Source organism: Flavobacterium sp. AC267 (genome assembly GCF_979258715.1).
The window spans coordinates 865,241-878,921 of the sequence record NZ_OZ409875.1 but is presented as its reverse complement, the minus strand read 5'-3'; the positions used below and the strand labels follow the sequence as shown (position 1 = coordinate 878,921).

The window sequence follows — 13,681 nt, the reverse complement described above, 5'->3', positions numbered from 1 at the left end:
ATACTTGCTTATAAATTAGCAAAAAAATCATTTCCCTTATCATCAGTAATAATGAATGCAGGGAAATCTTTTACGGTGATTTTACGAACAGCTTCCATTCCTAATTCTTCAAAATCAACAACTTCTACTTTAAGAATATTATCCTGAGCCAAAATAGCAACTGGCCCTCCAATAGAACCTAGGTAGAATCCGCCGTATTTATGACAGGCATCAGTAACTTGTTTGGTTCGATTTCCTTTTGCCAGCATAATCATGCTCCCGCCATTTTTTTGGAATTCATCAACATAAACGTCCATACGTCCTGCTGTTGTTGGTCCGAAACTTCCAGAAGCCATTCCGTCTGGAGTTTTTGCTGGGCCAGCGTAGTAAACTGGGTGATTTTTGAAATAATCAGGCATTGGTTTTCCAGCGTCTAACAATTCTTTGATTTTTGCGTGAGCTATATCGCGGGCAACAATTACAGTTCCGTTTAGTTTTAAACGCGTTTTAACTGGATATTGAGATAGTTTGGCCAAAATATCCGCCATTGGCTGATCTAAATCAATTTCTACAGGCGCTTCTAAATGCGGTGCTGTTTCGGGTAAAAATTGTTTCGGATTTACCTCTAATTGTTCAACGAAAATTCCGTCTTTGGTAATTTTCCCCTTAATATTTCTATCTGCAGAACAAGAAACCCCTAATCCAACTGGACAAGAAGTCGCGTGACGCGGTAAACGAATTACACGAACATCGTGTGTAAAATATTTTCCTCCAAATTGTGCGCCAATAGCACTTTCCTGACAGATTTTTTGAACACGTTCTTCCCATTGTAAATCACGGAAAGCTTGTCCAGACATATTTCCTGATGTTGGAAGGTGGTCGTAATATCCAGCTGAAGCTTTTTTAACAGCGCTTAGGTTTGCTTCTGCAGAAGTTCCGCCAATAACTAAAGCTAAGTGGTATGGAGGACAGGCAGAAGTTCCTAAATCTTTGATTTTTGTGCGAATGAATTCATCTAACGATTTTTCATTCAATAAAGATTTTGTCTGCTGGTATAAATAAGTTTTATTTGCAGATCCTCCTCCTTTTGCCATAAACAAAAAGTCGTAAGAAGTTCCTTTTTTGGCATAAATATCAATTTGAGCCGGAAGATTTGATCCTGAATTTTTTTCTTCAAACATCGAAATCGGAACAATCTGCGAATAACGTAAGTTTCTTTTTTGGTATGTATTAAAAATCCCTCGGCTCAGCCATTCTGCGTCATCAACACCTGTAAAGATGCTTTCCCCTTTTTTAGCCATTACAATGGCAGTTCCCGTATCCTGGCAGACTTGGAAGTTGTCCTTCGGCGACAACAGAAGCATTTTGAAGTAAATTATACGCCACAAAACGATCATTGTCTGTAGCTTCTGGATCGTCAAGTATTTTTCTTAATTTTTGAAGATGTGTAGTTCTCAGCATGAACGAAACATCTGTTAAAGCTTCTTCTGCTAATAATTCTAAACCTTTTGGGTCAACAGTTAAAACTTCACGTTCTCCAAATTGTTCCACTTTTACAAAATCTGAGGTGATTTTGCGGTACTGCGTGTCATCCTTTAAGATCGGGTAAGGATCTTGGTATATAAAATCAATCATTGTTTTGTTTTTTTACAAATTTAGAAATTATTTACCTAAGAAAGAATTTGAATAAGGTTTTGGAAACAGTTTATTACTGACTGTTAAATTGATCAAATGTCATCTTTTTTTCAAAGTATGATTTGTCTTTTGCAGATAATAATCGCTTACTCCATTGGTTTCCTTTTAACTCAAAAGAAATTGAATCTGAATGCGTTACGATTCCCATATCGGGATTGTCATCTTCGTCTGCCGGCATAAATGCAACAGTTTTGCAATAAAAAGATTTAGGGTCAGAAGTTTTAGATGGGTTTGCTATTTCAAGCCAGCTTCCCCAGCCGCTGTCTGACATCGTTTTCCATTCATGCACCAATTGTAAAGTATTGTTTTTTAAGTAATACAGGTAATTATCGTGTGTATAGCCACAAGCTGGATATCCAACGGAGATTTGTACAAATGGAGAATTTTTAGAAGTTTCAGATGTTAATCCGTAAGAAGCTACCCATTCTGATCCTTTGTCAAAACTGTTAATTGCAATTTTTGAGGATGCCGTTTTCTTTTTATTTTGATAAAAATCCAATCGATATTTTACATAAACAATACTGTCTTCATCTGCTTTCTGCTCCAGTAAATTGGCCAAAATATAATCTTTAGAAGATTGGTCTTCGTTTACATAAATTGCTACTGTATCGGTTTTAATAACTTTTTCGTCTGCCGAATCATCAGTTTCAATCGAAATTTCTTGTGCTTGCAGGCAATTCTGCAATTGTTTCGGCTTCTGTAGTTTTTGCTTTTTGGCATCCGATTATAAGCAGGGAGAAGAAAAGGGTCTGAATTTTCATGATGGTAAAGTGGTATTTATTCTAGGGATAAAACTAAAAGTTTCTTTTTTTGATAAAGTGCTTGCCAGTGATATTTTTTCTCCATTTAAGAAGAAAAGCTGGTCTTCGAATTTGACTTCTTTAGGATCGATTAAAAAGCAGTAATTATCACGGTCATTGAGAACGCCGAGATTGTCATAATTCAATTCTACAATTTTAACGTAATTGATAATATTGAGTTTATGAGCTTCCTCTAAAGTAACAGGAGTTGATTCATCGTATCTGAAAAAGAATTTTTCGCCATCGCCGGGCATTCCAAACCAAGGCATTGCTTTTCCTGAAACCAGATCGATATAATCTGGAGCTTCATTGATAACAAATAGTTTTTGATCCATGGTTTCAAAGAATTCTGGAAGAGATTTGTTTTCAAAAGCTTCTTTCTCCTGCCAAAAATAGATTCCTTGATTTTGCCAGGAAGGATTTTGAAGATCTTTGACAGTCGTTGCATCGGAGTAATGCATATACAATTCACGAGGCATAAAAGTCAAGATAGAATCGTTTATGAGCCAGTCAATTTTATTGGGTTCAAAACTATTTGTCTCAGGTGCAGTATTTTCAACAGGTTGAGCTTCTTCGGTAAATTGAATCGAATTCTCAGGTCGCTTCTGCTCCAAATTTTCAGTTTCCTTTTTTTTATTAAAAAACCATTTAAACATATTGGGGATATTTAATTGTTTTAATATTTGAAGCCCTAAAGTATGAAATTCTCTGAGCTTTTTACAGAAAAAGAAAAAAAGAAGGCTAGAATAATAAACTGAATTATTCTATTACCTTCTTTTTTAAATATTTAAATAGTGATTTTTTTATGTTTTAAAAGAACCAAGTCGCAACAAAAATGGCGGTGATAACACAAATTAAGTCTACCAAAAGCATGGTTCCTAAAGCGTAACGCGTGTTTTTGATGTTGACCGAACCAAAATAGACTGCAATTACATAAAATGTACTTTCGGCGCCGCATTGAAAAATACTGCTTAATCTTGCCGTTAATGAATCTGCTCCAAATGTGTTCATCGAATCAATTAAGAATCCTCTTGAACCGGCCGAACTAAACGGACGAAGCATGGCAACAGGAAGCGCGTTAGTAATTTCTTTGCTTACGCCTAAATTCGAAAATACAAATCCAATTCCGTCACTGATAATTTCAAATAAACCGCTGTTTCTGAACAATGAAATTGCCACTAACATTCCTAAAACATAAGGAAAAATAGTAACTCCGGTTTTAACTCCGTTATTAGCTCCAACAACAAAAGTGTCGAAAACAGTTGTGTTTGCGTCTTTAAATTTTTGTTCATTTAAGAACGAAAAAATCAGCGTAAAAGCAATAATCGCTAATAATATTAATCCAGAAAGGTTAGAAGTGAAGTAATTTTTTCCAATTAAATCCAAATGGTTAACATACATCAATAAACCAACAATTGCCGCAATTAAGACCATTAAACCGATGACCAGTGAAGCGCTTCTAAAATTGATTTTTTGTTTGATTCCAACAATCAGGAAAGCGGCAATTGTACCAATAAACGAAGTAATGATACAAGGCAGACATTACATCGGCAGGATTTGTTGCATTTGCGTACGCGCGATAACCAATAATTGAAGTTGCAATTAAAGTTAAACCAGAAGCGTGAAGACACATGAACATAATCTGTGCATCACTAGCTCTATCTTTGTCGGGGTTTATTTCCTGTAAACTTTCCATGGCTTTAAGCCCAAAAGGTGTTGCGACCGAATCTAATCCCAAGAAATTAGCAGACAAAGTTTAACGTCATGTAGGAAATCGAGGGGTGGTTTTTAGGAATACTAGGAAATACTTTTACGAATACTGGGCTCAAACCTTTAGCTAATTTTCCAGAAGCCCCAGAAATGATTAAAAGTTCCATTAATCCGCAGAAAAAAGCTAAATAGGCGATAAGTGGTAAAATAAGATCAACCAAAGTGCTTTTACAAGTTGGCAGTAAACCATCGGATTTTTGAAGTCCGCTGAAAATTTTTACCGTTTTGTTTTTATAAACGTAAGTCGTGTCCGCATTCAGCGTATCACGATTGATAATCATGGTTTGATCTGGTGCTTTTTGAATACTGTCTTTGATAAAAGCAGGAAGTTCTTCAACGTATTTTTCAGATACTAAAACAGGATCATCTTTCTTTCCATTTAAAACAGAATCAATAGTATAAGTATTGGCAGTAAACAAACTGAATACAATAAAAACAATCGATGAAATAAAAATCGTTAACCAAAATCTGCTTAATACCATAATTGTAATTTTTTGTAAATGTAATTATTTAGCAATAATAAGCATAAATAATTTATTTAGATGCGACCCCAATTGGGCTAAAAACTTGACGGTGATCATGTTTCTATAAATAATGGCGCTATTTGAGTTTACATAATGTCAATTTTTCTTAGACGACTTTACCAATTAAGCCTCAGCGAGGCGAAATGTTTGTAGAAACATGAAAAACGATAGGATTTAAAAGCTCCAGCGGAGCGATATAATAAACTATAGATTTATTCAATAACGATTTTGGTTTGCAGATAATTTTCAAAGCGTTTAATTTCTTTAAACAGAATTGTTTTTTTTGAAGTTTCAGTTTCATTAAAAAACTCCGTTTCTATTTTGGTGAGATCTTTTTTAATGGTTCGTTTCCAAGTTCCAATAACTTTTCCATTTTCTAAAATTACTGGTTTGAAAATACCATTTTTAGTAAAAACTTTCGATTGATCCTCAAGTAAAATGGAAGCCTCACGACTTTTATACGAAATTAAAAACTCATCAAAACCAGCAATAAAATGTACATTTTCGTTGAAGTTATTCTTGTTACCAGTATCTTTTCCGAGCCAGTATTGCTGATTATCAATGGCAATGCATTCAATTTGCAACTTAATTGCATTAATAAGAGGTTTGCAAATTGTAATTGAAAAACCTGACCATTTAGAAAAATCAGCTAAAGTTGCTGGACCACGACTTTCAAAATAAATCTGCATCAGTTTTGCTAAACCTTCTTCTTGGGTTAATGTGGTTTTTGGTTTCGAAATTCTTTCTTCAAGCAGTGCATAGGTATGTTGTTTTCCTTTCATTCTGCCATTGCAGACCAAACCAGCCAATTCAGCATTCATCATAATTACTGCCGTCATATAATCGAGACTGGAAGTTTTTTTAATATGAAGTTCCTGCATGATTTCTTCCCGAGTGAGATGATTCCCTCCTGATAATATTTTTTGAAGATCTGAATTATACGAATCAAGTTTTTTTTGATCAAGCCCATATTTTTCCGCGGCAGGATAAATAAGTTTTTGAACCAATGGACCAGAAAGATCTAACATCCAATAAATATCATCGGCGACAACAAAATGCCATGTCGGACGCAGTATATGAGTTCTAATAATCTTGCCTGAGTTTACAGCTTCTTCAATTTCTTTTTCGGTGGCATGACATCGAGAACCAATTGCCCATTTTACCATCGCATAATCCTGCGCCTGCATAGCACCAAAATGCCTCAAAATTTCTTGGGGTGAACTGTGGCTTACTTCATCAAGTTTATGAGAAACAAGCCGATGCTGTGCAATTTCAGAATGAGTCATGTCAAAAAAATTAAAGATTATTAATTTAAAACCTCTGTCCCTCTGCAACTTTGAACCTTTGTGCCTTAAAAATCAGACATGAATAATTTCATCATCAATCAATAAATCTTCTCGGCGTAAGCGAAGAAAAATCTGCGCTACGGCAATAGTATCTTTTTCGCAATAAGTAATAATTCTATCAATATCTTTTTCAACATAGTAAACATGAGCTACCTGACTTCCATCAATATCACCTTTTGGCGATGGAACCCCAAGGATCTTAGTAAGCAGTTTTAAAGAAGTAAAATGTTTGTAGTCACCAAACTTCCATAATTCTAATGTGTCTAAATGTGGAATTTCCCAAGGCTTTTTTCCGAAAAGGTTTAATTTATCTGGAATTGGCATTTGGTTAATAATCATTCGCCTGGCAATAAACGGAATATCAAATTCTTTTGAATTATGTCCGCATAAAAGATGTTGCGGCTGATTGAAATGATTGTTGATCAAATTCGAAAAATCTTTCAGGATTTTCTTTTCTTCACCAAAAAATGAAGTTACTCTAAAGTTTCTTATATCGCCTTTGATGGTAAAATAACCAACCGAAATACAAATGATTTTCCCAAATTCTGCCCAGATTCCGGCGCGTTCGTAAAATTCTTCTGGAGAAAAATCATCTTTACGCTGATATTGTGTTTTTAAATCCCAAAGTGACTGCATTTCCGCGTCAAGTGAATTGAAGTTTTCCTCTTCTGGAACGGTTTCTATATCAAGAAATAAAATGTTATTTAGGTTTACTTTTTCAATCATATTCTTTTGTCGCGTATGTTTTTGCCACGAATGAATGTATTTTTACTAATTCGTTGTGGATATAAATGTACACAATTTTGATTTTAATATAAGAAATATAGTATAATTTTGATTCTGTTTAGGGTTTTGTTCGTAAAATTTTTAAAGCAAAAATTAAATTCGCAAAAATTTGTGCAGTTCGAGGCTAAAAACTAAAACAAACTTTGCTCGCGTAGATGGACATTCGTGTTCTAAAAGCCATTTTTTGCGGGACAATCCGCCTGCATATCCTGTTAATGATCCGTTTGTTCCGATAACTCGGTGACATGGAACAACGATCCACAAAGGATTTTTTCCATTGGCGGAAGCTACAGCGCGAATGGCTTTTACATCGCCTAGTTTTTTGGTCTGATCCATGTAACTTACTGTTTTTCCAAATGGAATTTCCAATAGTGATTTCCAGACTTTCTGCTGAAATTCGGTTCCCTGCGGATTTAGTTTGAGATCAAAATCGGTTCTTCTGCCTTCAAAATATTCATTTAACTGCGAAACGGCATCTAGTAAAACTTCTGGAATTTCGGGAGAAACTTCATTTGACCCAGCGTCAGAAACAGAAATTACGGCAATACCATTTTCGTCTCCAATTATTTTGGTGATTCCTAAAGGCGAATTGATGTAAACTGTTTCCATTTGTGACCGTATTTTTTTATCGCAAAGGCGCTGAGATGTATGGCAAAGTTCGCAAAGTTTTTTTAAATCCTATAAGTTTGGAAGTAATTTAGCTTTTGAAGTCTCTTACCAGCCACCGCCGCCACCGCCGCCACCTCCACCGCCAGAGCTTCCGCCACCAGAGCTTCCACTGCTGGAACTGCTTGAGAAAGTATTATAAGTAGTTCTAAAATTTGTAACTGTTCTTAGAGTAAATCCAGAAGAAGTGCTGGTTGTTTTTATCCAGTTATTTTTGTAATTCAACCTTTTTAAGATGTCTATAAATTTTAAATTCCACTCTTCCTCAATTCCTATTGCAAAGGCGTAGGGAAGAATTTCTTCGTAAATTGAAATAGTTTGATCGTTTTCTTCAGGTTTATAATCAAGTAATTCCTGTTTCCATCTTTCAATTTGAAATTTAGTCTCGGCTCCTAACTTAGTATATTTGCCAATGAGGCTTAAATAAAGAAAAAATCCTGAGATGATTAAAAAGATTACCGATAAATCTAAAACCGAGTAAATTTGATCTTTACTAGGTATAAAAACTAGTCCGAAAAAAAAGGCACCTATAAATAAGAATAGAAACAAGCATCCAGCTGTTGTAAAAAAATCTCTTTTACGGAGACTTTTGACAAAACCTCTAAGAAGTAAAACCAAAAAAATAAAAAATAGGCAGGAGAAGATACCAGACCACAAAATGATCCCTTTTGCAAAGTGAGAGTAAACCAAAATAGCAGGAATTGTAATGAGGAAACCAAGTAAAACCTGATTCCAATTTCCTAAATAATAGTCTTTTAAATTATACGTTTTTTGTAATGAATTAGAAAGCGCGAGCGACGCTTTATTGATTATCACATAGGCTTTTGAATCTAGCGGAAAAGAATCATTTTCTAGAAAAAGGGTATTTAAAACGACTTCATTTTCTTTACTTAAGTTTTGAACTTCTTTTCCTCTTTTAATAGAGTACTCAAATCCATCCTGCCAGCTTTCTTTTCCGTTATCACTAATTTCTATTGCGCCTTTTATGGAAAGATCTATAATGCTGGTTAAAACATTTTTTTCGTCAGCAGTGCTGTCTTTAATGTATCTCAATGCTGGTGCAGAATACAGATCTTTTAAAGAAATGATTTTACGGTTCTTTTCAAGCAAAGGATCTTCTCCATATTTTTTCCAAGAGAAATAATAAAAGCCAAAACATATTAACAGAGCCAAAAGAGCATTAAACATCTTTTCGGCAGAAAGGAATTCTTCCATTTTATAATGAGGGCGAAAGAATGGCTGGTTAACAATTCCTTTTGGAAAACCTGCCGCAATGGTGAAACCTTCTTTATGCTTTAAATTTTTTGAAGTGAAATAGACAAAATTATCAACGATTTTAGCATTGCAGTCAGTTGCTTTTGATCCAAAAACACCTGTATAGCAATAGGTTTGTAATGCTTTCGCCGATTTTGGCAGAATAACTTTTGCAGTGACGTTTTCAATATCAAATTCCCAATAATTTCCGGTTACATTCCAGTAGACTTCATCAAATTCATCATACGAATGTATTTGGGCTTCTACTTCGTAAGTTATTTTGTAAGTGTAAATTCCATTTGGCAGGTACACTTTTTTACTGCCAATATAAATGCTCATAGATTCGCCATCTCCAGAAAGAGCAACATGATACGGTTCCTTAAAACCATTTTTAGTAATATCTAAAATAGTGTAGTAATTGTTTTTAGATGCCTTCGGAGAAGTACTTCTCATCGGAAGTTGTCTATATATTCCATGATTTATTTTTAAACCAGCGGCATAGACTTTAATGATTTCGGTAACAATAAGATTTCCGTTTTCTTTGATTAGAATATCAGAGTGAAATTGCTTTATTTTTTCGACACGTTCCTTTTCATTAGCAGGAATAGAATCGTTTTGGCAATAACCTTGGGAAAAAGAAAGTAATAAGATGCTGGTGAAGAATAGAAAATGTAATTTTTTTATCATATAAGCATCTGTTTTTGGAATCGAAAAGTAGTAATTTTTTGGTTTAAACCATATCAGTTCTCTAAAGTAATTTAAGGTTTTATATGGTTTGTTGTTTTTGAAATGATGATTTAGTAATTTCCTAAATCAAATTTATAGTTTAAAATGTTTTCAGTTTTTACGCCGGAAATCACTTTTTTGATATTTGATTTTTCAGAGGTGAATTTTGGTACAGCCAAGTTCCTTTCAAGAGCTTTTTGGGTGTAATAGTCTTCTCTTGTTGGATGAAAAGGTGCAACGGCATTAAAGACTTCATTCCATTTTGATTGATTCATGATTTCTTCAATAATGGCTACGCAGTCGTTTTGGTGAATTAAGTTTACTGGCGCGTCTGGATTTTCAAGGTTTTCTTTTCCGGCTAAAAACTTAACGGGATGACGGTCTTCACCAATTAACCCGCCGAAACGCAGAATTGTGGTTTCAAAGTTTTGATTTGCCTGAAGAATTGCTTCAGTCAAAAGTAATTGTTTGCCGCTTTCAGTTTCTGGATTAGGGTTGGTTTCTTCTGTAACGATGCCATTTTCATCACCATACACTGAAGTTGAACTTACAAAAAGCACTTTCTCTACGCTTGATTTCTCTATAAACGGAATAATATTATTGATTTTTTCTACAAAAACCTTCTTTTCGGGATCAGTATTTTCATTGCGTAGTTTAGGTGGAATATCGATAATCAGAATTTTGCTTTCGGCTAAAAAGCCATTTATGTTTTCGGAAATTCCTTCGCTTTCAAGCGCCAATAAAAAAGGCTTTATTCCAGCATTTTCTAAAATAGAAAGTTTGTTTTCAGAAGTTGTAGATCCCTTAACCGAATTTCCGTTTTCAATTAATTTTTTAGCTAAAGGAAGTCCAAGCCATCCACAGCCTAATATGCTTATTTGTTTCATTTTTTTTAGGTTCAGAGATACAAAGGTTCAGAGGTGTAAAGGTACAGAGTTGCAAAGTTTTTTATTTCAGGATTATTTAGAAATTTGTATGAAACAAAAAAGGCAGATTCTAAATCTGCCTTTACTATTTTATTCTGGTGCTACAACTGGTTTTATACTGTCCTTTGAGACCGCTAAACTGTCTTTAACCACTACAGGTTCAATAGGCGCAACAGGCGCAACATATCGTTTTATTTTCTGATGTATTAAAATTGCATCATTTAATACAAAAGGAGTCGGCATCATCCAGTTTTCTCTCGGTTTAACATTTAGTAATGGATTGCTCATTAAATCAAATGAACTTTCGATTAAATCCATGTCAAAAACAGACGATTTATTGATGTAGAATTCCATTTCAAGTGGTTCATTGCCTACAACATAGTAACATAGAATTTTACTGTCTTCTGTTTGTAAACGGTTTCCTTTTTCTCCCGAAGTAGAAACGCCGTTTGCTTTAAAGCTGTAAAAAGTCATTTTTGGATTGGCGTAAATGTCGTAACGATTTACTTTTCTATTTGGAGTAATTTTGATTTTCAAATATCTATTATTTCCAATAACACTGTCTCTTAAAAATTGAATAGTTGGTTTTGGCAAGTCAACAACCGGCGCAATTGCGCTGTAAGTAAACGTTGTATTGTATTTACTTGAAAGTGGAAGCGTATTTAAACCAACCGCTTTTTGATTTTTATCGCCCAAGTATGATTTCGTCCATTCGTCTAAATTTTTATCATAAGTGCTCCAAACGGCAGAATTACTATCTGCATTGTAAACGTATAATAAGCTGTTAGATTTGGCTTTTCCATATTCGTAATCAGAGTGATATCCTGCATAAATGAAAAATGAGATAGATGCCAGGAAGAAAACTACTGTCCAAATCCCTTTTCTTGCAAAATCTCCAAATATTGGCAGTAACAAACCGAATAGTAAAACAGTTAAAATCGCACTTCCAAATAAAATTTTAAGCCCTAAACCAATTGGAAACATTACAATAAATGGTGCAATGATTGCTAAAGCAGGAATGCTGAAAATTAAATTTACGCCTAAACTATAATGCTGTGTAAAAATAAATATTCCGAATAAAAGTATTCCGAAATAAACTGGAATGATTAGGAAACCTGCGCCAGTCAGGCTGTTTGCCAAATAAGCATTAATGATAATCCAAAGCGACAATGGAGCCACAAAATGATTCATTGTAATTTTAGCCTCAGAAAAATGATGGTAGAAAGCAAAACATATTGCAATGCTTAGAGTTACAAATGCTCCAATGTATGCATGTCCGTTGTAGGTAAAACCATTTAAAAGATCAGAATATTGAGGATAAATTTCTATGATAAGTTTCCATCCTAAAAACGTAACTAATCCTGAAATAATTAGTGCACCCAAAAGCGGTACAAATCCTCTGAATATTTCTCTAAAGGTGATTATTCTTTTTACTTTTCCGATGAAAATGAATAAAGCCAATAAACCAAAAGCAATTAATGTCATTGGCATTACCCAGTCAAATGGATAACTGATAAATGAAAAAGGAGCACTGAAGTAAACATTATCTTGAGTAGATTCTGTCTTAGTTAAATCAATGTTTGAAAGGTATTTTATCAAAGGCATTATATAAGTGCCTTGATGTGCTAAGGTGGTTTTGCTTAAGTGCTGTATATCGTCTTGCTGGGTGTGATAGTTGAAATGACCATCAATAAAAGCAAAATTGAAACCTTGAATATTTCCCTGTTCTCTAAAAACAGTTAAATCTGTATCGTTTGGAAGCATTTTGTAAATGCTGTACATCAATGAGTTTGAAACAGGATGAGAAGTTTTGGCTTTAGTAAATTCTTCGACCAAAGCTTGGTTTCCTTTATTGGTTTCCATTAACATATAACTTGGACCAGAAGTTCCACGAGCTTCAAAATTTAAGACCAAACCAACGTCTTTTGCCCAAGGATGCTGATTTACGAATAAAGCCGCGCCGTTCAATCCTAATTCTTCTGCATCAGAGAATAATATAATTATATCATTTTTCTGAGGATGTTTAGAGTATAAAAAAGCTCGAATTCCTTCTAAAATTGTGGCAACACCAGAAGCATCGTCACTTGCACCTTTTGAGAAAGAATGCGGAGCACTGTCATAATGGGAAAGAAGTAAAAGTGCTTTTGTATTGTTTGTTCCTTTAATTCGGGCCAAAATATTTTTTGACTTTACTAAAAGACCTTTATCATTTAGAGTAAAACCTTCCTGAACACTCGTTTCTAAGCCAATCCTATTTAGTTCGAGTTTAAGATAATTGGCAACCAACTCATGATTTGTGGATCCGACATAATGTGGTTTCTGTGCAATAATTTCGACCTGGTTTAAAGCTCTTTCGGTTGAGAATTCCGCAAGCGCTTCGTCGTCTTTAGAAATTCCTTGTGGCATCATTGTGACGTATATAATGCCTAATAAAACTAAGACACAGGCTATGGCTAGAATTGAGGTTTGGTTTTTTCTCATGGTCAATAGATACTAACTATATTTCTTTTTTAACAAGCATAAAATAATCATTGTCCAAGGAGCGATAGCCTTGGTCGTACAAGAAATAATATGTATTTCCTGTTTTGGTTTGTAAAATATTGGTAAAGAACTCAAAATCAAAGCCTTTGTTTAACATTTTGTCACGCGTTGCTTTCGATTTTCCCTCCGTATTTAACTCTGCCAAAATACGGTAATTTTTACGTAACTTGTTGTTTATATTTCGCATGAAATTCGTACTATCTTTATTTATTTTATTATTGTACGCATTACGGCAACTGTCTGAGCAGAATTTCTTGTCTTCGCGACCAACAATTTTAGCTGAACATTCAGGACATGTTTTCATTTAACAATTTTATTTTGTTTAAAAATCAGAATTTTTACTATTTTTTTTACTAATTGCTTGATTAATTTCGTAGACTAAAAGTTCGACCTTTTCAATGTTACAGTCGGTTAGCACAATATCCTTAAATCCGTTTTCCATATTAATTCTAAGTTCGCTGGATTTTGCGGGAACATTTAGTCCAAATGTTATTTCAATAATTTTATTAAATAATGATAAATTTCTTATTAACTCTACATCTAAAATATTTTCAATTTCAAATATTCCATTATCCTTATCGAAATCTGTATTGTTAATTACTAGATAATCATTCTGAATGTAGATTTCGAATAATGGATTTTTTCTAATGGCAGTCATTGATTATTGC

The 13,681-nt window shown here is 34.1% G+C and carries 10 protein-coding genes and 2 pseudogenes; all 12 read right to left on the bottom strand.

The features are described from left to right. Positions 1 to 8: 8 nt before the first annotated feature. A pseudogene (locus ACZZ95_RS04660) lies at positions 9 to 1,611 on the bottom strand (fumarate hydratase). A 76-nt stretch (positions 1,612 to 1,687) separates the two neighbouring features. Beyond that, positions 1,688 to 2,359: a hypothetical protein gene (locus tag ACZZ95_RS04655; protein WP_463468198.1), complete on the bottom strand. Its 672-nt coding sequence runs from the start codon at positions 2,357 to 2,359 to the stop codon at positions 1,688 to 1,690. A 72-nt stretch (positions 2,360 to 2,431) separates the two neighbouring features. Next, the gene (locus ACZZ95_RS04650; RefSeq protein WP_463468197.1) at positions 2,432 to 3,130 is read right to left on the bottom strand and encodes a hypothetical protein; all 699 of its coding nucleotides are present in this window, start codon (positions 3,128 to 3,130) and stop codon (positions 2,432 to 2,434) included. A 154-nt stretch (positions 3,131 to 3,284) separates the two neighbouring features. Next, positions 3,285 to 4,726, bottom strand: a pseudogene (locus ACZZ95_RS04645) (nucleoside recognition domain-containing protein). 254 nt (positions 4,727 to 4,980) lie between these two features. Beyond that, the gene (locus tag ACZZ95_RS04640; protein ID WP_463468196.1) at positions 4,981 to 6,054 is read right to left on the bottom strand and encodes a winged helix DNA-binding domain-containing protein; all 1,074 of its coding nucleotides are present in this window, start codon (positions 6,052 to 6,054) and stop codon (positions 4,981 to 4,983) included. A gap of 72 nt (positions 6,055 to 6,126) precedes the next feature. Further along, a complete protein-coding gene (locus tag ACZZ95_RS04635) occupies positions 6,127 to 6,840 on the bottom strand; it encodes a 3'-5' exonuclease (protein ID WP_463468195.1) in 714 nt (237 codons plus the stop codon). A 153-nt stretch (positions 6,841 to 6,993) separates the two neighbouring features. After that, positions 6,994 to 7,509: a methylated-DNA--[protein]-cysteine S-methyltransferase gene (locus ACZZ95_RS04630; protein ID WP_463468194.1), complete on the bottom strand. Its 516-nt coding sequence runs from the start codon at positions 7,507 to 7,509 to the stop codon at positions 6,994 to 6,996. A gap of 105 nt (positions 7,510 to 7,614) precedes the next feature. Further along, the gene (locus ACZZ95_RS04625) at positions 7,615 to 9,507 is read right to left on the bottom strand and encodes a DUF2207 domain-containing protein (protein WP_463468193.1); all 1,893 of its coding nucleotides are present in this window, start codon (positions 9,505 to 9,507) and stop codon (positions 7,615 to 7,617) included. A 110-nt stretch (positions 9,508 to 9,617) separates the two neighbouring features. Continuing rightward, complete coding sequence (locus ACZZ95_RS04620) at positions 9,618 to 10,433, bottom strand: NAD-dependent epimerase/dehydratase family protein (protein WP_463468192.1); 816 nt, start codon at positions 10,431 to 10,433, stop codon at positions 9,618 to 9,620. Positions 10,434 to 10,562: 129 nt separating this feature from the next. Continuing rightward, positions 10,563 to 12,881 carry a M28 family peptidase gene (locus ACZZ95_RS04615; protein WP_463468191.1) on the bottom strand — a complete coding sequence of 773 codons (2,319 nt, stop codon included), beginning with the start codon at positions 12,879 to 12,881 and terminating at the stop codon, positions 10,563 to 10,565. A gap of 88 nt (positions 12,882 to 12,969) precedes the next feature. After that, positions 12,970 to 13,317, bottom strand: coding sequence for a hypothetical protein (locus ACZZ95_RS04610; RefSeq protein WP_095952963.1), 348 nt, complete (start codon positions 13,315 to 13,317; stop codon positions 12,970 to 12,972). 18 nt (positions 13,318 to 13,335) lie between these two features. Further along, positions 13,336 to 13,671: a hypothetical protein gene (locus ACZZ95_RS04605; RefSeq protein ID WP_463468190.1), complete on the bottom strand. Its 336-nt coding sequence runs from the start codon at positions 13,669 to 13,671 to the stop codon at positions 13,336 to 13,338. Positions 13,672 to 13,681 lie beyond the last annotated feature (10 nt).